The sequence below is a fragment of the Virgibacillus sp. L01 genome (genome assembly GCF_052246775.1).
Lineage (GTDB): Bacteria > Bacillota > Bacilli > Bacillales > Amphibacillaceae > Lentibacillus.
Map to the genome: position 1 here is coordinate 181888 of NZ_JBQQCP010000002.1, position 21051 is coordinate 202938.

Below are 21051 nucleotides of genomic sequence, written 5' to 3' on the forward strand. Positions count from 1 at the left end.
TAGGCCTTAAGTAGGTAAAATGGCAGTTTAAAAGGATGAAGATAATGTCAAAAAAAATCAATGATACAATTTTAAAAGCGTACAGAGGAGAAAAAACGGATTATATCCCGACATGGTTTATGCGACAGGCTGGGCGTTCCCAAAAAGAATATCGGGAATTAAAGGAGAAGTATTCGTTATTTGAAATTACGCATCAGCCAGAATTATGTGCGTATGTGACACGACTGCCTGTTGAACATTATGGAACAGATGCAGCGATTCTATATAAGGATATCATGTCACCATTACCTGCACTTGGAGTCGAAGTAGAGATTAAATCGGGAATCGGGCCAGTAATTCACAATCCGGTAAAGAGCTTCCAGGATGTGGAGAATTTAGGTGCGATTAACCCTAAAACTGATGTTCCTTATGTACTGGATACCATTCGTTTATTAAGTGAAGAGCAACTGGAAGTTCCACTTATCGGATTTAGTGGTGCACCTTTCACATTGGCAAGTTATATGATTGAGGGTGGACCATCTAAAAACTATGCAAAAACAAAAGCCTTTATGTATCGTCAGCCAGAGGTGTGGTTTGCATTAATGGACAAACTAGCAGATATGACGATTACTTATGTTAAGGCACAAGTTGAAGCAGGAGCAAAAGCCATACAAATTTTTGATTCATGGGTAGGAGCATTAAATGCTGCTGATTACCGTGTATATATAAAACCAGTCATGAATCGTATTTTTACAGCCTTGCAAGAGGAAAATGTGCCATTAATTATTTTTGGTGTAGGTGCAAGACACCTATTGATGGAATGGAATGACTTACCAGTAGATGTTATTGGCTTGGACTGGCGCACATCGATTACCGAAGCAAGGGAAATGGGTGTTACAAAGGTAATGCAAGGCAATCTTGATCCTGCCGTTCTGCTTTCAGATTGGCAAACAATTGAATCAAAAACAAAGGGCATCTTAGATGAAGCAATCATGCAAGAAGGCCATGTTTTCAACTTGGGTCATGGTGTAACACCAGATATTAACCCAGAAACACTTAGAAAATTAACCGAGCTAATTCATTCCTATTCACAACGATAATAAAAGGATAGAAGAGGTGTTTAACAATGGAAAAAAAGAAAATGGGACTACTCGTAATGGCATATGGTACACCGAATAAAGAGGAAGATATTTTGCCGTACTATACGCACATCAGACACGGGAGAAAGCCTTCTGAAGAAGCACTGCAAGACTTAAAGGACCGTTATAAAGCAATTGGTGGTATTTCACCGTTAGCAAAAATTACGCAGGAACAGGCAAAAGCTTTAGAGGTTAATCTGAATGCTTCCCAGGATGAAGTTGAATACAGTGTATATATTGGTTTAAAGCATATTGCACCATTTATTGAAGATGCTGTTCAACAGATGGCTGAAGATGGGATTAAAGAAGCTGTTTCACTAGTATTGGCGCCTCATTATTCAACATTCAGTGTGAAATCTTATAATACTCGAGCAAATGATGAAGCAGAGAAATACGGAATTAACATAGAATCAGTTGAGAGTTGGTATGATGAACCTGGATTTATCGAGCACTGGTCAAATCAAATTAATGCAGTTTATGATGAAATGTCTGCTGAAGAACGAGAAAAGGCAGTATTAGTCGTTTCAGCTCACAGTTTGCCGGAAAAAATCCTGCAAACTGGCGATCCATATCCTGATCAATTAAAAGAAACTGCAAAGCTAATTTCTGAAAAAACAGGAATAAAAGATTATGCGATTGGCTGGCAAAGTGAAGGGAATACACCTGATCCATGGCTTGGCCCTGATGTACAGGATTTAACACGTGACCTTTACGAACAAAAGGGTTATCGTTCATTTGTATATGCTCCAGTAGGTTTTATTGCAGACCACCTGGAAGTTCTATACGACAATGATTATGAATGTAAGGTTGTATGTGATGAATTAGGCGCAAAATATTATCGCCCTGAAATGCCAAATGTTCATCCTGATTTTATTGCTACTTTATCTGATGTCGTGTTAAAAACAGCAAAGAGTGAAGTACGATGAACGAAACAAAAAAAATTGTAATAGTAGGCGGCGGGATAACTGGGTTAACCGCTGCTTACTATTTACAAAAAGAAATCAAAGAAAATAATTTACCATACGAGGTCAAGCTTGTTGAGGCAAGTGACCGACTTGGTGGCAAGATCAAAACAGTGAGACAGGACGGATATACGATTGAACGTGGTCCTGACTCCTTTTTGTCACGCAAACAGCCTGCTGTAAAATTAGCAGAAGAATTGGGCATGATCGATCAACTTGTTCGTAATGGTATCGGTCAGTCGTATATTTTAGTGAACAATAAGTTACATAAAATGCCTAAAGGGGCATTTATGGGGATCCCGGTACAATTACGTCCTTTTTTATTTTCAGGAATCTTTTCACCAAAAGGAAAACTGCGTGCCGGATTTGATTTTGTGATTCCAAAAAGCAAAAAAGGAAGCGACCAGTCATTAGGTGGCTTTTTCCGTCGTCGATTTGGTAATGAATTGGTAGAGAATCTGATTGAACCACTATTGTCTGGTATTTATGCCGGAAATATTGATGATATGAGTTTAAAGGCGACGTTCCCGAACTTTTACCAGCTTGAGCAAGAACATAAAAGCCTGATTAAAGGGTTGCAAAAAACAACACCAAAAAAGAAAAAGTCAACTGGTAAGAAACCAGGTATGTTCTTCTCCTTTATAAACGGATTTGAATCTATGATTAATACGCTTGAGAATACCCTTGATGATAGCGTTGTTTCAAAGAACACAGCAGTAGACCATGTTGAAAAAAAAGGCCATGGCTATCATTTGCTGTTAAGCAATGGTGAAGTATCTATTGCCGACGCGATTGTAATGGCAACACCACATTATACATTGCCAAAAATGTTTAGTCAGTATGACATGTTTAATGAATTTCATAACATTCCAGCAACATCGGTAGCCAACGTTGCATTAGCATTTGATCAATCAGCAATTAAAAAGGATATTGATGGAACAGGGTTCGTTGTTTCCAGAAATAGTGATTTTCGGATTACCGCATGTACGTGGACTCATAAGAAATGGCCACAGTCTACACCAGAGGGCAAAGCATTATTACGTTGTTATGTTGGACGGCCGACTGATCAATCGGTAGTGGATCTCTCAGACGAAGAGATTACCGAAATCGTATTGAACGACCTGAACAAAACGATGAACATTACACAAAAGCCGGAATTCAGTGTTATTACACGCTGGCAAAATGCAATGCCACAATATACTGTTGGGCATAAAGAGCGAATTGCTAAAGTACGAGAAAAAGCAAGTCGTGAGCTGCCTGGTCTATTTTTGGCAGGTAGTTCATACGAAGGAATCGGTGTTCCTGACTGTATTGGGCAAGGTGAGCAAGCAGTTGCTGATGTACTTGAATATTTGCGTGGATGATTGGACTGACTGGCATCAAAGCGATGGATAATCGCCTGGTGCCAGTTTTTTATATGATGATGGGGTTGATTTTTTGCTGTGAATTTGTGAGAGGTTGTGCTGTGGGCGGATTCAGTCTTCATGCGGATAATTCAGTCTTTGTTCAGCAGTTTTAGCAATTATTCAGTTTTCGTGGAGCGTAATTGAGTATTCACACCACTTGATTCAGTATTCATGCCATATAATTCAGTTTTCAGCAGGATTTGAGGTACGGCAGGGGGTTGATTTTCTGCTGTGAATTTGTGAGAGGTTGTGCTGTGGGCGGATTCAGTCTTCATGCGGATAATTCAGTCTTTGTTCAGCAGTTTTAGCAATAATTCAGTTTTCGTGGAGCGTAATTGAGTATTCACACCACTTGATTCAGTATTCATGCCATATAATTCAGTTTTCAGCAGGATTTGAGGTACGGCAGGGGGTTGATTTTCTGCTGCCGCTGAAAATCTTCCTACTGAAATAAAAAGGTGCCCCAAAGCTCAATTGCGTTGGGGCACACTTTCGTTATTCGTAACTTTTCTCTAATTCATCGACAAGTTCACCGACGTATGCTACTGCTCCTTTGATTGCGTCTGGTTTGGACATGTCAAGACCTGCTTTTTCAATCAGATCCTGTGGCTTCATGGATCCGCCAGCTTTAAGTACGGATAACCAGCGATCAACTGCTGGCTGACCTTCTTTTTGAATCATTTGTACGACTGCAGTAGATACTGTTAATCCAGCTGAATATGTGTATGGATATAAGCCCATATAATAATGTGGCTGGCGCATCCATGTCAGACCAGCACCTTCATCCAATGTTACTGCCTCACCCCAGAAATTCTCCAAGGCTTCTTTCTTTTGCTCGGACAGTACGTTTGCAGTTAAGGGGGTGCCTTCTTCAGCTAAATCATAAATACGGCGCTGGAATTCTCCCTCTAGTAAATGGGTGACGAAATTATGATAATATGTCCCTAATAATTGTGTGATAACCCATCGCTTCATTCGTTTGTTATCAGTTTTTTTGATTAAGTGGTCAGCTAGCAATAGTTCATTTATCGTCGAAGGAGCCTCGACGAAATAGGTTGATGGTCGTGTATTGAAAAGTGATTGGTTTTTACCAGCTAGATAGAAATGGCCAGCATGTCCCAGTTCATGTGCAAGTATAAAGGCTCCGCGCATGTTATTTGTCCAGGTGATCAGGATGTAGGGGTGGACACCATATGGACTTGCACAAAATGCTCCGGTTGACTTGCCGACATTATCAGCTAAATCCACCCAGCGATTGTTAACCCCTTGCTTCATAATTTCGCTGTATTCTGGCCCCATTACCTGAAGTGCTTCAAGAATAGTTGATGTTGCTTCCTCATAAGTTGTTTCTGGATTGAATTCAGGGTCGAGCGGTGCTTTTAAATCGGAAAAATGCATCTCATCCAAGCCTAGTTTATCCTGTTTAAGCTTTGCGAATCGGCGCATGTGTGGTGCTAGCTCTTTTTGTATTACATCTAACTGATTATGATACATGTCTTGTGTTACCTGTTGTGATTGAAGCAGCATTTCTGTTACGGAATTATAGGAACGTAAGCGGGACATCGTAACCTCCTTGGTGACTTCAGTGGCATATGTAGCCGCATATGTGTTCTTATATTGATTTAATGTTTTGATGAAGGAGTCATAAGCTTTTCTGCGAATGTCCTTATCAGATGATAATTCATAACGGTCTTCATAAAGCGCGAATGACATTGGCAACTCTTCTCCGTTGTGATCTTCAATCGGTTCAAATGTCATATCAGATGATTTGCTCCGCTGATAGATCATATATGGGGAGCTATGTACTTCGCCAAGCGCCGCAAGTGTTTCTTCAATCTCCGGTGCAAGTGTAAATGGCTTTTTTTCCATAATATCTTCAAGCATTTTCCGGTAGGTTTCTAATTCTGGTTCATTGGCAATAAACTGTTCAATGACACCCATTGAATACTCCAGTAGCTCGGATTCAATAAACGTTAATTTAGCACCCAAAGTTGCCATTACAGCGGAGACCCTGGACATATCGCCTTGATTTTTAGGGTCTGTCCCGTCAGCACTTGCTCTAAGATTAGCATAAGTTCCCATGCGAATGAGACGTTTTTCAAAGTTTTCCAATGCTACTAGACAGTTTAATAAATTCTGGGCATTATTCAGTCTTCCTTTATATTGTGTAACATCACTAACATTTGCTTGTATGGCGGTTAGTTCTTTTTCCCAATCTTCCTCTGTAGCAAATAAATCTGTCAGGTTCCACGTTTGCTCAGTTGGAACCTCTGAACGTGTCCAGCGTTTGTTTTTGGTTGTCATAACTATACCCCTTTCCTAAATACTTATTTCGTCTCTCTAACTAATTATAAAATAAAAAAAGCGGAAATGAAATATTTTTCAGAAAACAAGTGTGGCAAAAGCGTCAGTTACACTAAACAGTAAGAAAGTATTTATGCTTTCTTATCTGCCAAAAAAATAACAGCTATTTGCATAGCTGTTAACTGGAAGGAATCTCTGTTATAGTACATTAATTATATGTTTTGGGTTTATACTAGTTACTATCTAGCAGGATGATCACATTCGTCACATAGGTTACCATAGCAATCAGCTTTCTCATGCATGGCCTGCCCGCACTGATGACACTTTTTCTTTGGTAAATTCCTGAAAAACTCAACGACGTTTATCATGTGTATCCTCCTTTAAGTTGATAAATATATTGTAATACAACAGTATGCGAAAAGTCAATACTGTGTTACAACAAAATTATAAAATGAGGTGAATGTCTATGAAATTAACGGTAATAGGCTGCTGGGGTGGCTATCCTGCGCCAAATGAAGCGACTTCAGGTTATTTAATTGAAAAGGATGATTTTTCATTATTAATTGATGCTGGAAGTGGTGTTTTATCCAAAGTGCAGAATTATAAGCACATAATGGATATTGATGCAGTTGTTTTATCCCATTATCACAACGACCACATTGCTGATATTGGTGTATTGCAGTATGCATGGTTAGTGGACTCATTTGTACAGAATCGGAATGAAATTTTGCCAATATATGGTCATTCGGAAGATTTGAGAGGGTTTGAATCATTAACACATAAAAATACGGAAGGAATTGCTTATGATCCAGGTGAAACTTTGGAGATAGGTCCGATATCCATCACCTTCCTGAAAACCAATCACCCTGTTCCATGCTATGGAATGCGAATTACCGATGGTGAAAGTGTAATTGTTTATACAGCTGATACATCCATTAAACAAGAATGGTTCGAGTTTGCTAATAACGCTGATCTTTTGATAACAGATTGTAATTTCTATGAGGGTCAGGATGGTTCCAGTGCAGGACATATGAATAGTAAAGACGGTGCTATGATCGCAGAGGAAGCACATGTACAGGTATTATTGCTTAGTCATTTACCACAATTCGGTGATAATTATGATTTGGTAAAAGAAGCAGGCAACTATTTTACAGGTAAAATTCAACTCGCGAAGGAAGGTTTTGTCTGGGAGAAAAGTCGTTAGTTTTGATTGTGTCAGCCTTTTCTATTAAACTTATGATTGGATACATTATATAGGGAGGCTGATATTGATGAAATTTATCGACAATAAAGGTATTACAGATCCAACCATAAATTTGGCTTTGGAAGAATATGTTTTACAAAACTTCGGAGAGCAAGATACATATTTGCTATTTTATATTAATAATCCTTCCATTATTATAGGCAGAAACCAGAATTCAATTGAAGAAATTAACACGAACTATGTGGATGAGAACGGTATTAAAGTTGTTCGCCGTCTGTCCGGCGGCGGGGCTGTTTATCATGATGAGGGTAATTTAAACTTTAGTTTTATTACAAAAGACGATGGGGAAAGCTTCCAAAACTTTGCAAAGTTCACCCAGCCAATGGTAGAGGCCTTGAATAAATTAGGTGTACCAGCAGAATTACAAGGTAGAAATGATCTTGCTGCAGATGGACGTAAAATTTCCGGTAATGCAATGTTCTCGACAAAGGGACGCATGTTTAGTCATGGAACATTAATGTTCAACTCAGAAATTGAAAATGTCGTTTCTGCGTTAAATGTTAAAATGGAAAAAATTCAATCTAAAGGAATTAAATCTATTCGCAGCCGTGTTGCAAATATTTCTGAGTTCCTGGAAGAAGAAATCACCATGGACGAATTTAAAGAGATGATTTTACGTTACGTATTCGACGTGGAGGATGTAAAAGATGTGCCACGCTATGAGTTAACGGAACAAGATTGGGAAAACGTCCATAAAATTTCAGAGGAACGCTATCAGAAATGGGACTGGAACTATGGTAAATCTCCTAAATTCAACATACAGGAATCACATAAATTTGATGCAGGACTTGTCGACGTTCGTTTGGATGTGAAGAATGGAACGATTGAAAACTGCAAGATTTACGGAGACTTCTTTGGACTTGGTGAAGTACGTGATATTGAAGATGAACTGGTTGGTGTTCGCCATGAGCGGGAAGCAATTGAAGAGGCATTAAAAGATGTTGACGTACCACATTACCTTGGTAAAATTTCAAAAGAAGACTTTATTAACCTGTTATATTAATAGGATTGACTTATTGAATATCGGGTTCCATTACTTAATTTAAACGTAGAGTGACCATCAATTTTGTATGCTGATGGTCATTTTTTGTTGTAATTGTGTACTATGACAACCGCTACGGAAATGCATTACGCTTTCCGCGGGCTCGCACTGAGCCTCCTCATAAAAAACGCTGCGGAATCTCATCATCCTCGCTGTTCCCGCAAGACTCTACGTGTATCCTGCGCTTGGTTTTTCTCACTTTATCCTTTGGGAAAGAAAATGCTAATAACATTAGAAACATTTCTTGTTGAAGAATCCATTTTTTAACAGAATGCGGATCCACTTCATCTGTTTGGCGGATCCTCATTCCGAGTTGCAATACTTCATCCTCCTTCTAATGAGTTCGTGCCCATGGAAAGCGAAGTATTCTGCCGGAATGAACTAAGCACTTAACTATCATTAGAACTAGAAAAGAGGTACAAGTGGGCCGTTTTTTAGCAAAACAGCAAACGCTTTCACTTGATTTGTCGTTTTCTGTATTTTATAATTAATATGAATTTTACTATAAAAATGAATGATTATTCATTCATACCATTAATGTAAGGGGGGATATAAAGTGAACTTAACAGAACAATTATCCATAACAGCTAAGGAGAATCCGCATAAAATTGCATATGTATTTCAGGATAACGAGACAAGTTATATGGATCTGGAAGGATCTGTTATAAAATTTGCTTCACGTTTAAAACAAATGGGGTATAAAAAGGGAGACCATATTGCTCTGGTAGTTGGAAACAGCCCATATTATATTATTGCACTTTATGGTGCACTTCGTATGGGGGCGGTCGTCGTTCCAATTAATCCACTATATACAGCACCTGAGATGAGTTACATACTGAAAAATGGTGATGTAAAAGCTGTCATTACTATGGATGTGCTTCTTGAGAAATTTGAAGCTATCGCTGATCAGCTTCCAAGTGTGAAGCATTATATATCATGTGAAAGTGGTGCAGATATTCCATTAGAAGACAGCCCATTATCGGCTAAATTGAAATCGTTTACTCAGCTTGTACAGGAAGGCAGTCTGGAATTTGATGCCCCACAAATGAGTGACGATGATACAGCAATTATTTTGTATACGTCAGGAACTACTGGTAAACCAAAGGGTGCGATGTTATCTCATAAAAATATTTATTCGAATGCAAAGGATACTGCTGATTATCTAGCAATTACTGGTGAGGATCGTATTATTGCAGCGTTGCCGATGTTCCATGTATTTTGCCTAACCGTATCGTTGAATGCACCATTAATGAATGGTGGGACTGTATTGATTATGCCAAAATTCTCGCCTCAGGAAGTATTTAAGATAGTAATTGATCACAAAGCAACAATTTTTGCAGGTGTACCAACAATGTATAATTACTTGCTGCAAAGTGCAGAAGGCAATACATCAGCATTTACTGGAATCCGTCTATGTATCTCCGGTGGCGCAGCGATGCCTGTTGCTTTACTTGGCCAGTTTGAAGAAGCGTTTAATGCAAAAGTTTCTGAAGGATATGGGCTGTCTGAGGCATCACCAGTTACTTGCTTTAATCCATTGGACCAACCAAGAAAACCAGGCTCTATTGGTAAAAGTATTAGTAATGTCGAAAACAAAGTCGTTGATGAATTTGGTGAGGAAGTTGAGACTGGTGATGTCGGTGAATTAGCTGTTCGTGGGCCTAATGTGATGAAAGGATACTATAAACTGGAAGAAGAAACAGCTGTAGCTTTAAGAGATGGCTGGCTTCATACTGGAGATATGGCTCGAATGGATGATGAAGGATATTTTTATATTGTTGATCGGAAAAAAGATATGATCCTTGTTGGCGGGTACAATGTTTATCCTCGAGAAGTGGAAGAAGTGCTTTATCAGCATCCAAGTATAGCTGAAGCAGCAGTAATTGGTACACCTCATCCTGAGACTGGTGAATCAGTACTTTCCTTTGTTGTCACAAAAGACCCTTCGTTAAATAAAGATGTTTTATTAGATTTTTGCAAAGGGCATTTAGCAAAATATAAAGTACCATCTAAAATAGAATTTTTGGATGAACTACCGAAGAATACGACAGGCAAAATTTTGCGAAAGAATTTGCGTGATAAAGTAGAACAGTAGAATTTATAAAGAAAAGAGGTGTTCCGGATACTCGGGGCATCTCTTTTCTCTGTTAAGGGACTTAAACTTTTGCTAGTATATTTGACCTCAAATCCTGGAATACTAAAAATAAAAGGATTTGTTAGTGATGAAAAAAAATAATGACACGACACCTGAGTTAGCTACTTTTACCATTTTAAACCCAGATTTCCATGCACAACTGGACCAAAGTGAGGAAAAAGAACAAACAACTGACAAAAATACTAGCAATAACGACAATTTATTAGATTCAACAGATTAATTATGTCTAAATTGTGAACTTTGTTAGGAATTTGTTGAAAATTTAAATTTTTAATACACTTTTTAATCGAAATTTGGTAAATTATAGATAAGCCTCTTTCTTTTCATTTAATTATGAAAGGATGAAAGATATAATATGTTAAATGATGTTTATTTTCCATCGTACGAAGTAACTCCTCTTACCATGGCAATTATAGCAAAACACGATGAAAACGGAAATATCAATACAACTGTTCTAGAAGAACAGGAAGAGTATTTTGTTCAATATTCTCCAAGTAAAGTCATCGATTATGCCTGCAAGTTCTTTGGGTCTAGCCTCCGAGGCCGCCAAGACGGTACTCGTGACATTTGTGGTATCACACACAAAGCTCCCATTTCGGTTGATCCTGCCAGTGGCATGTATTTCTTCCCTACAATTGCACCAACAAATCCAAAGTGTTCATGGATTGCCCATTCTCACATTGATCAGGTTTTAAAAGGGCCGGACCGGTTTACCAAAGTAGTATTCAATAATGGCAAATCTATTCTTCTGGAAGTATCTCACGGAACGGTGCTCAATCAGGTACATCGGACTGCACAATATCGCTACCTATTGGATAATCGCCTTAAGTATTTGCAGAGACAGAATGCTGATGTGGTGGCAGAGCCTTTTGCATAAGTTCCTGAACAATTAGTTCCACTTTTTTACGAATAGCAGGATTAAAATAATTACGCTTTTCTTCCCGACCTTTGCTAATAAATAAAAACGAGGAAAATGAGTCGTTCTTATTTAGTGTCACTACTTGTATTTTCCCGTCTTCCATCAATTTTCGTAATTTCCTTCGTTCCTTTGCTGCTTCTGAATTCATTTTTTCCAAAAGCTCAACATAAGGTTCTTTAATTTTAAAAGCCCCTTGCTGGATGTGTTGAATATCCTGTTGAATAACAACCATTGCCATCGAAAGGAATAGAAAGCGCGAAGCTAACTGTAATTCTTCTTCATTAAGATAGCGCATGATAACCCTCCATTAATCGAACATTTGTTCTATAATCATTATATGATAAAATGAATAAAAAATACACTAAAAAATCTGCAGGTGAAAAGAAAGAGGCAAAAAATTTATTTCTGCTTTCCAGATAATGAGGTTTAAATTAAAATAAAAGTAGATAAACTTGCATTAAGGTGAATATTGTATTGTGTTGATAGATGATTAGGGGAGACTTCATTAATGGATCTGTTATATTTCATAGCTAATTTTAAAGTATTACTTCAGGAAGACAAGTTAGATGACTATATCATGCAGCTACTAAATGAATATGAGAGTTTAGGGCCGCTGCCAGGGATTATGTTACCTTTCATCGAGGCCTTTCTGCCATTTTTACCGTTAGTTGTTTTTGTGTTTGCGAATGCAGCGGCGTACGGGTTACTGGAGGGTTTTTTGCTGTCATGGGCTGGGTCATCAGTTGGTGCTATTTTGGTTTTTCTAATTATACGAAGACTTGGTGATAAGCGGCTTTTTAAAGCAATCCGTAACAATAAACAAGTACATAAGGTGACTGGCTGGGTTGAACGACGAGGCTTCGGGCCCTTGTTTCTGCTAATGTGTTTTCCTTTTTCGCCATCGTCGGTGATTAATGTTGTATCTGGGTTATCCAATATAAGTATCCAACAATTTATATTAGCAGTATTGCTTGGTAAATCTGTTATGATATTTTCAATAGCTTATGTGGGGTCAAGCATATTTGAATTTGCAAAAGAACCAGTAAAAACGATTGTTGTTGGGATATGCATTGCATCATTTTGGCTTATCGGTAAATATATTGAGCGCCGTTTACAACGAAAAGCATTAATTAAAGAAATATCCGAAAGAGATTAGGTTAAAAATTATCTGAACGGGGTATGCTAGATTAGAAAGCTTGGCTTATCGCCAAGCTTTAATGGCGAAAGCCTTAGTTGCACTTATGCAGTAAGAAAGTAGTTATACTTTCTTAACTGCCAAAGAGAAAAGCAGAAGCGTCCATTCACGGTATTTGGTGCTTCAGCTAACCGCAAAGAAAATACCCTGGAGGAAATTTGAATGAGAAGAAAATATTTACGCAGAATTATTCCTATTGTTTTATTAGCAATAGTATTGGCGTTTCTTTTTCGGTCGTTTTTATTTGCAAGCTACGTTGTTGACGGTGAATCGATGGAACCAACTCTTTATGATGGAAACCTGTTAATGGTAAATAAAGTGGTATATGATTTGAAGGATGTTAATCGTTTTGATGTTATTGTGTTCCATGCAAGCAAAAAAGATGATTATGTGAAGCGGGTAATTGGGCTTCCTGGAGATGAAATAGAATACAAGGATGATAAGCTTTTTATAAACGGAAAGTATGTTAAAGAAAACTTTTTGGAATCATTGAAGAAGATGGATGAGATAAAACCATATACAAATGACTTTACCCTGGAGGAAAAGACTGGGGAGACGAAAGTACCAAACGGAAACTTGTTTGTAATGGGGGACAATCGTGAATCCAGTTTAGACAGCCGTACATTTGGTTTTGTATCGGTTAATAAACTTGTCGGGAAAGTAGATATAACGTATTGGCCATTTTCCCAAATGCAATTAAGCTTCGGCAATTAGCTATAATTAAGCCTTTGTCTCTGATAAAATAAGAGATAGAGGTTTTTTATATTGAAGCACTTTTTGTAAGTGCACTCTGACCACGCAGTTGGATTATACTCGCGCACCTAGGGCTCACCATGAGCCTCCGACGCATAGGACGTGCTAGTGCAGACGTTGCCACAGGACGTGGCGTACTTAGTCCGCCTCGCTCGCCGAGAACGCTCACTGCGGGGTCTCTTAGGCTTGCGGTCCCACAGGAGTCTCGCATATTCCAACTGCTGGTTTAAATAGTTTAAAAACATTTTTTATCTTCACAATATAGATTTGTTAATTTTTAGGATGAAGTAAGACAAAAAAAGCGACGAAAATCCCCGAAGACTACTGCGGGGCACCGGCTAAAACCGGTCAGTCACGTCCTGTCCTTCGTAGCAGCAGTTTAAGCGTTGCACAAGGTTCACGACTGCCCGAAACGGAAATAAATCTGATGCAGTTTATATCAAACAACAACAAATTTTTAGTAAGGAATTTCAATAAGGGGGGAAAAATATGGGGATCAGATTTTTATTAGGCAGATCTGGTACTGGTAAAAGTGGCAGATCATTGGATGAGATTAAAGAAAAACTGATTGATAATCCACAAGGCAGGCCAATATTTTATATCGTACCGGATCAAATGACTTTTCAACAAGAGTATGCCTTGTTTAATGGCCAGGATATACATGGAAGTATTCGTGGACAGGTTACCAGTTTTTCACGTCTGGCATGGAGGGTCCTGCAGCAGACAGGTGGTGGTACAAGGCAGTTTATTAGCTCTATCGGTATTCAAATGATGCTCCGAAAGATTATTGAAGAGAAAGAATCAGAGTGGAATGTATTTCAAAAGGCTTTAGAAAAACAAGGATTCCTGCAGCAACTGGAAAAAATGATTACCGAATTTAAACGTTATCGTATTACTCCTGAAATGCTATACATGCAAATTGAACAGATGAATCAGTTTGTTCATAAAGAATCTGGTGAAGCTGCATTATCGGATAAATTAAATGATTTATCGTACATATATGAAAATCTGGTACATGCTTTACAAGGTAAATATATAGATAGTGAGGATCAGTTGCAGTTGCTTGCAGAAAAAGTTAAGGATGCCACATTACTTGAGGATGCTGAGATTTACTTGGATGGATTCCATCGATTTTCGCCAAAAGAGCTCCTTGTTGTTGAAGCATTGATGAAAAAGTGTAAATCAGTGACCATTGCATTAACGATCGATAATCCAGAAGAGGAAGAACTATCTGAACTGGACTTGTTTTACCAAACGAAAGAAACATACCAGACACTAAAAACAATTGCTTCGGAAAATAGTATTAACGTAGATGAAACAGTTGTACTTGATCCAGCGAATGGCAGATTTAAGGAACGGCCTTATTTTGCCCACTTAGAACAAAATTTTGATGTACGTCCTGCGCCTGAATATAACGGTAAAGTTCCATTACAAATTGCTGAGGCAGTACATCCCCGTGCAGAGGTGGAGGGTGCAGCCCAGGAAATATTGCGTCTGGTACGTGAAGAAGACTACCGTTTCCAGGATATGGCTGTGTTTATTCGCCAGTCAGATATGTATCATGATTTAATAGATACTATTTTTAGTGATTATGATATTCCGGTTTTTATTGATGAAAAACGGACAATGTTGAATCATTCCTTGATTGAGTTTATCCGTTCTGTCCTGGACATTGTAGAAGGAAATTGGCGATATGATGCTATTTTTCGGGTTCTGAAAACTGGATTTATTCCATCCACTGACAAGAAGTATCCACTTACGAATGATGCCATTGATGAACTGGAGAACTATGTACTTGAATATGGAATTCGCTCGCGGGAACGATGGATAGGCGATAAACAGTGGATTTTTCAGCGCTTTCGCGGGTTTGATCAATCAGCACAAACGGACACGGAAAAAGAAACCCAAAAACGAATCAATGCGTATAGAAATCAAGTAGTGCAGGCATTGCAGAAATTTGACAAAAAAATAAGAAAGGCAGATACGATTAGCGGATTATGCGAAACAGTCTATCTGCTAATAGAACAATTGGGGGTACCACAACGGCTGGAGCAGGTGCGGGAAATGTATGATGCAGAAGGTCAAATTGAAAAGGCCCGCGAGCAGGAGCAAGTGTGGGATGCTGTCATCCAGTTGTTTGATGAGATGGTCGAATTGGCTGGAAACGAAACGATGAACCTGGATACTTTCCGTACGACGCTTGAGGCAGGATTCGATTCATTAACTTTTTCTCATGTGCCCCCAAGTATGGACCATGTCATCGTCGGTACCATTGATCGGTCAAGAATCAGTGGTATGAAGTGCTCCTTTTTACTTGGTGTGAATGATGGTGTTTGGCCAATGAAACCAGCAGCAGAGGGTATGATTAACGAACAGGAACGGGAGTTATTAGCGGGACACGGAATCCAACTTGCTGAAAGCAGTAAACGGCAATTGCTTGATGATTGGTTCTATATGTATGTTGCATTCACATCTGCAACCAACTATTTATGGCTAAGTTACCCATTAAGTGATGAAGAGGGTAAATCAAAAATGCCATCACAGCTAATCAAGCGGATGGAGGATTTATTCCCTTCGTGCAGCAGCCACTTATTACTGCAGGATCCGGATGAGCTAACAGATGCGGATCGGTTTATCACGACTCCCGTTAAAACGAGAGCAGCACTAACAGCACAGTTGGCTCGAAGCCGAAAAGGATATCCTGTTAAACCTGTTTGGTGGCATGTACTGAACTGGTATATTAAAAACCATCCGAAATATAGTACAACCTATACGATTTTACAAAGTTTATACTACCAGAATCGTCCGATTAATTTAACAAAAGAAACAACTGAACAGCTCTATCCGAAACAGGTGAAAGCAAGTGTATCGAGACTGGAATCATACTATCGCTGCTCTTATCAGCATTTTGCCAAATATAGTTTGAAATTGGATGAGCGAAAAACATATAAATTGGATGCGCCTGATATTGGTCAGCTATTCCACGAGGCACTGAAAAAAATAACCGAATGGATTCAAGCTGAGGGGAAGGACTTTTCCCAGTTATCCAAAAATGACAGTGCAGGCTATGCGCAAAAAGCGGTAGACAATCTTGCACCGATTTTACAGCATCAGATTCTGCATAGCTCAAATCGGTATAAATATATCCAGCAAAAACTGCAGGAAGTTATCACACGAGCAACATATATTCTAAGTGAACAATCACGACAAACCGATTTTTCCCCAGTTGGTCTGGAGCTTGGCTTTGGGTTTGACGATAATCAGGCATTGCCACCTGTCACGATGCAGTTGGACAATGGGTTCGAACTAATGCTGCGCGGACGAATTGACCGGGTTGATAAGGCGCTCCATAATGACGATTTGTTTTTGCGGATTATTGATTACAAATCAAGTGCAAAAGGATTAAATTTGGTAGAGGTTTATTATGGTCTTGCTTTACAGATGCTGACCTACCTTGACGTTGTGCTGTCCCATTCAGAAGATTGGCTCGGGGCAAAAGCAACACCAGCTGGGGTTCTCTACTTCCATGTGCACAATCCAATGATTTCAGGCAAGCTGAAAATGGCTGATGATGAAATTGAAAAAGAAATATTCAAAAAGTATAAAATGCAAGGATTACTGCTGTCAGACGAGCAGATTGTAAAAATGATGGATACATCACTTGAGTCAGGAACAAGTCAGGTGATACCGGCAGGAATGAAGAAGAATGGTGGTTTTTACAGCAGCTCCAAGGTTGCTGACAATGAGACGTTTTCGAGTTTGCAGCAGCATATTCATCACCTCATGATGCAGGCAGGGATTGATATGACGTCTGGTGGCGTACATTTAAATCCATTCCAGCATAAACAGAACACGGCTTGCACGTATTGCCCATTCTTATCGGTCTGTCAATTTGATCCGATTCTTGAGGAAAATAATTATCGGAAGCTAACAGACTTAAAGGATGACGAAATACTGGATAGACTCCGTCATAAGGAGGAAATGTAATGGCTAGTTGGACAAAGGAACAGGAACAGGCAATCTATACGGATGGTAGTGATGTACTCGTGGCCGCGGCCGCGGGTTCGGGGAAAACAGCTGTCCTTGTCGAGCGGATAATTCAAAAGTTAATTAAAAAGGATGACCCTGTAGATATTGATTCGCTGCTTGTTGTAACGTTTACCAATGCGGCAGCTCAGGAAATGCGGAACAGGGTTGGACTGGCACTGGAAGAAGCATTGGCAGCAGACCCAAGCTCACCACATCTTAAAAAGCAATTATCACTTCTGCAGCGTGCATCCATATCGACCTTGCACTCGTTTTGCCTTGATACGGTTAAACAATATGCTTATTTACTGGATATTGATCCCGCTTTTCGTATCGCAAATGATATGGAAGCAGATTTAATTAAGCAGGAAGTAATTGATGATTTATTTGAAGAGTGGTACGGAAAAGAAGGCGAAGATCAAAAGAGATTTTTTGCCGTAGTAGACCGTTTTTCCAGTGATCGAAGTGATGCAGATGTGGAAAGTCTAGTGCTTGATTTATATACATTTGCTGCACAAAATCCATGGCCTGATATGTGGCTTGACCAAATTGCAGACGTCTATGATATTCCGGATGATTGGAATGAAGATGAACTGCCGTGGCTATCAATCATAAAAAGGGAAGCTAAAAACCAGCTTGAAGCAATGCAGCAAGAGATAAATCTTGCAATGGAATTAACGAGGGAAAGTGATGGTCCATACCATTATGCGGATGCAATTGATTCAGACGCGGAAAATTTACAAATAGCATTGGCACATCTTAATTCCTGGAACGATTTGCAAGCACATATGGCGGCGAGTTCTTTTGCAAAACTATCAGGGAAGAAAGTCGATTGTGATGATGCAAAAAAAGATAAAGTGAAAAAATTGCGTGATAGCTATAAGAAACGCTGGAATGAGATGAAAGATGGCTGGTTTAGCCGTGATTTGGCAGGCCATATTGCAGATATGCAGGAACTGGCTCCGGTCATCAGACAATTGACGGAGATTGTGAAACAATTTAAAACACGGTTTACAGAACAAAAGCGAGAACGAGCTATCGTTGACTTTTCTGACTTGGAACATTACTGTCTGCAATTGTTAATTGACGATTCTTCAACTGCGGATAATGTTTTACCGTCAGGAGTAGCCGTCAATTTGCAAAAACAGTTCAGTGAGTTATTAATAGATGAGTATCAGGATACAAACCTTGTCCAGGAAACAATCTTAACCCTAATTAGCGATCAGACAGGACCAGGGAACAGGTTTATGGTTGGAGATGTGAAGCAGAGTATCTACCGCTTTCGGCATGCAGAACCATCGTTATTTATCCAGAAATACAAACGTTTTGCTGATGAAGGGATTCCCGCCAGACGAATCGATTTGGCAAGTAATTTCCGCAGCCGTGAACATGTCCTGATTGGTGCCAACTATATTTTCAGACAAATCCTTGACGAAGAATTAGGGGAAATTGCCTATGATGAGGATGCTGAGCTGATTTATGCAAATAAAATGTATGATACATTACCACATACTGAACCACAGCCAGAACTGATGATTATTGATCGTGAGGTACCAGAGGAAAGAGAGGATATTTCACAAGAAGAAGAGGACTATCAGGATCTGGAAAAGGCACAGCTTGAGGCACGTGCATATGCTGAAAAAATTAAAGGCTGGATTGGACAGAAAGAAAACAATCCCTTACAAGTTTATGATAAAACAACAGATACACAGCGGGATCTGCAGTATCGTGATGTTGTTATTTTAATGCGTTCGATGACATGGGCCCCAACGATTGTTGACGAATTAAAAAAACAAGGAGTACCAGTATATGCTGAACTTTCAACAGGTTATTTTGATGCCATTGAAGTAAAAATTATGTTAAGCCTGCTTAAGGTAATTGATAATCCGAGACAGGACATCCCGCTTGCTTCTGTACTTAAGTCACCTATTGTCGGGTTGGATGAAGAGGAGCTGTCTCTCGTTCGATTAGCAGATCGAAAAGGAACGTACTATGATGCATTAAAGGCATTCGACAGGCAGAATTCAGGTGATACAGCAATCAAAGTGAGTAATTTCCTGGAGCGGCTTGAGCGTTATCGGCTTGCATCAAGGCAGGGTGCTTTATCTGAATTGATTTGGCAGATATACCGGGAAACAGGGTATTATGACTTTGTTGGCGGTATGCCTGGAGGACGGCAGCGTCAAGCGAATCTTAGAGCGTTGTATGATCGTGCAAGAGGGTATGAGTCAACATCATTCCGCGGATTATTCCGCTTCCTGCGCTTTATTGAACGGATGGAGGAGCGTGGTGATGATCTTGGGGCAGCTCGTGCGTTAAGTGAGCAAGAGGATGTTGTTAGAATTATGACCATTCATAAAAGTAAAGGGCTGGAGTTCCCAGCGGTTATTCTGGGTGCCATGGATAAACAATTTAATTTTATGGATTTGAAGCGACGTTATTTATTGCATAAAGATCTCGGATTTGCCAGTAAATATATTGATCCGGTCAAACGGATAACGTATCCGACACTGTTTCACTATGCATTGCAGAAAGAAAAGCTGCGGGAGCTTCTGGCCGAAGAAATGCGTGTATTATATGTTGCATTAACACGTGCGAAAGAGAAATTAGTGATGGTCGGTAATGTTGCGTCGTTTGAGAAAAAACAGCAGAAATGGGAAAAAATGATTGATCATTCCGAATGGATTCTTCCAGCACATTACAGGATCGAATCGAAAACGTACCTTGATTGGGTTGGTCCTGCTTTAATTCGCCACAGACAGAATGATGTACTGCGAACGATGGATATTGACGATGCAGTATTGAAGGAAATCCAAATTGACCCGTCAGAATGGAATGTTTCGATTATTCACGGCAGTTCTCTAACTAATTTGGACGAAACAGTTACGGAAACTGACCTAAAACGTAAGGAAAATATTGTGAAGTGGCAGCAGCTGGATTTAGATGACAATGAACTGGATGAAGCAGTTAACGATCGTCTTTCCTACACCTATCCATATCTTGAAGCTGCAACATACCGTGCTAAACAAACAGTAACAGAAATTAAACGGCAGCGTGAGATTAAGGATGAATACAGTGGTGATCAGCTCATTCAAACGTTTCATGCACCGATCGTTAAGCGACCAGCTTTCATGCAAAAACAAAAACCGGTCACAGCAGCAGAACGTGGTACCGCAATGCATACCGTCATGCAACATATACCAATGACACGGCCAATGAACACGTCTGAAATAGAAGAATTTATAGAACAATTGGCTGAAAGGGAAATCCTGACAAAGCAGGAAGCAGAAGTGATTGATAGTAATGCTGTTGAACAATTTTTTACGACACCAATTGCTCAGTTAATGATGGACTCCCCAGTTATCTATCGTGAAATACCATTCAGTATTTCGCTATCTGCAAAGAAAGTCTATGCAAATTGGGCTAATGATACGGATGAACAAGTATTGGTGCAAGGTGTAATTGACTGTGTTATACCAAAAGAAGATGGATGGATTATTCTTGACTATAAGACTGATGCAATTACCGAAGAAGTAACAGAGCGATTAGAAGATAAACTGTTGGGCAGATATGAAGTACAAATGGATCTCTACAAACATGCGATTGAAAATATTTGGTATGAGCAAGTAAAAGAGACATACCTTTATTTCTTTTCCAAGCAACTTTTATTGGCAGTTAGTAAAACATAAATCCTTGCTTAGGAATCACTTTAACGTTTTATAACAAATATAATTTCTGAAAATGTGTCGAAGCAGTTACAAATTATAATAATTATATTTAAAGAGCCAAACCCTGTTATATCAAGGGTTTGGCTCTTTAATTTCATTGGAATTTCCCGTAAATATTCATCGAAATTCTGCCTGTAACTAAAATCACATTTGTGTGTGATTTAGTTCACTTCAAAACA

General features: G+C 39.2%; 16 protein-coding genes. 12 read left to right on the plus strand and 4 right to left on the minus strand.

Translation table 11 applies throughout. From position 1 onward, the window contains the following. Window positions 1-44: 44 nt before the first annotated feature. The 3 genes from hemE to hemY are packed head-to-tail and all read left to right on the plus strand — an operon-like array spanning window position 45 to window position 3444. Window positions 45-1079, plus strand: a complete 1035-nt coding sequence (gene hemE / locus ACTWQM_RS05980) for a uroporphyrinogen decarboxylase (RefSeq protein WP_443257273.1) — start codon at window positions 45-47, stop codon at window positions 1077-1079. Window positions 1080-1105: 26 nt separating this feature from the next. Beyond that, complete coding sequence (gene hemH, locus ACTWQM_RS05985; protein WP_443257274.1) at window positions 1106-2044, plus strand: ferrochelatase; 939 nt, start codon at window positions 1106-1108, stop codon at window positions 2042-2044. Continuing rightward, a complete protein-coding gene (hemY, locus tag ACTWQM_RS05990) occupies window positions 2041-3444 on the plus strand; it encodes a protoporphyrinogen oxidase (RefSeq protein WP_443257275.1) in 1404 nt (467 codons plus the stop codon). The genes hemH and hemY overlap by 4 nt, the downstream gene beginning before the upstream one ends. 537 nt (window positions 3445-3981) lie before the next feature. Here the strand turns inward: hemY and pepF are convergent. After that, window positions 3982-5790: an oligoendopeptidase F gene (pepF, locus tag ACTWQM_RS05995; RefSeq protein ID WP_443257276.1), complete on the minus strand. Its 1809-nt coding sequence runs from the start codon at window positions 5788-5790 to the stop codon at window positions 3982-3984. A 239-nt stretch (window positions 5791-6029) separates the two neighbouring features. After that, a complete protein-coding gene (yhfH, locus tag ACTWQM_RS06000) occupies window positions 6030-6158 on the minus strand; it encodes a protein YhfH (RefSeq protein WP_092493621.1) in 129 nt (42 codons plus the stop codon). Window positions 6159-6256: 98 nt separating this feature from the next. Between yhfH and ACTWQM_RS06005 the strand changes: the two genes are divergently transcribed. Beyond that, window positions 6257-6994 carry an MBL fold metallo-hydrolase gene (locus tag ACTWQM_RS06005; protein ID WP_443257277.1) on the plus strand — a complete coding sequence of 246 codons (738 nt, stop codon included), beginning with the start codon at window positions 6257-6259 and terminating at the stop codon, window positions 6992-6994. Window positions 6995-7061: 67 nt separating this feature from the next. Beyond that, window positions 7062-8057 (plus strand): lipoate--protein ligase, encoded by a 996-nt coding sequence (locus ACTWQM_RS06010; RefSeq protein ID WP_443257278.1) that lies wholly within the window; start codon window positions 7062-7064, stop codon window positions 8055-8057. Window positions 8058-8214: 157 nt separating this feature from the next. Here the strand turns inward: ACTWQM_RS06010 and ACTWQM_RS06015 are convergent, their stop codons facing one another. Then, complete coding sequence (locus ACTWQM_RS06015) at window positions 8215-8415, minus strand: hypothetical protein (RefSeq protein WP_443257279.1); 201 nt, start codon at window positions 8413-8415, stop codon at window positions 8215-8217. A 237-nt stretch (window positions 8416-8652) separates the two neighbouring features. On the opposite strand from ACTWQM_RS06015, the gene ACTWQM_RS06020 reads away from it, so the two are divergent. The 3 genes from ACTWQM_RS06020 (at window position 8653) to ACTWQM_RS06030 (ending at window position 11128) form a co-directional block, all read left to right on the plus strand. Next, window positions 8653-10191, plus strand: a complete 1539-nt coding sequence (locus ACTWQM_RS06020) for a fatty acid--CoA ligase family protein (protein ID WP_443257280.1) — start codon at window positions 8653-8655, stop codon at window positions 10189-10191. Between the two features lie 127 nt (window positions 10192-10318). Beyond that, window positions 10319-10471, plus strand: coding sequence for a hypothetical protein (locus ACTWQM_RS06025; protein ID WP_443257281.1), 153 nt, complete (start codon window positions 10319-10321; stop codon window positions 10469-10471). 135 nt (window positions 10472-10606) lie between these two features. Further along, window positions 10607-11128 carry a competence protein ComK gene (locus ACTWQM_RS06030; protein WP_443257282.1) on the plus strand — a complete coding sequence of 174 codons (522 nt, stop codon included), beginning with the start codon at window positions 10607-10609 and terminating at the stop codon, window positions 11126-11128. Here the strand turns inward: ACTWQM_RS06030 and ACTWQM_RS06035 are convergent. Then, the gene (locus ACTWQM_RS06035; protein WP_443257283.1) at window positions 11076-11465 is read right to left on the minus strand and encodes a hypothetical protein; all 390 of its coding nucleotides are present in this window, start codon (window positions 11463-11465) and stop codon (window positions 11076-11078) included. The two genes, ACTWQM_RS06030 and ACTWQM_RS06035, sit on opposite strands and share 53 nt — an antisense overlap. 213 nt (window positions 11466-11678) lie before the next feature. Between ACTWQM_RS06035 and ACTWQM_RS06040 the strand changes: the two genes are divergently transcribed. The 4 genes from ACTWQM_RS06040 (at window position 11679) to addA (ending at window position 20833) form a co-directional block, all read left to right on the plus strand. Beyond that, a complete protein-coding gene (locus ACTWQM_RS06040) occupies window positions 11679-12326 on the plus strand; it encodes a TVP38/TMEM64 family protein (RefSeq protein ID WP_443257284.1) in 648 nt (215 codons plus the stop codon). A 201-nt stretch (window positions 12327-12527) separates the two neighbouring features. Then, a complete protein-coding gene (gene lepB / locus ACTWQM_RS06045; RefSeq protein ID WP_443257285.1) occupies window positions 12528-13079 on the plus strand; it encodes a signal peptidase I in 552 nt (183 codons plus the stop codon). 528 nt (window positions 13080-13607) lie between these two features. Next, window positions 13608-17105 carry a helicase-exonuclease AddAB subunit AddB gene (addB, locus tag ACTWQM_RS06050; RefSeq protein ID WP_443257286.1) on the plus strand — a complete coding sequence of 1166 codons (3498 nt, stop codon included), beginning with the start codon at window positions 13608-13610 and terminating at the stop codon, window positions 17103-17105. Continuing rightward, window positions 17105-20833 (plus strand): helicase-exonuclease AddAB subunit AddA, encoded by a 3729-nt coding sequence (gene addA, locus ACTWQM_RS06055; protein ID WP_443257287.1) that lies wholly within the window; start codon window positions 17105-17107, stop codon window positions 20831-20833. Before addB ends, addA begins: the two co-directional genes overlap by 1 nt. Window positions 20834-21051: the final 218 nt, after the last annotated feature.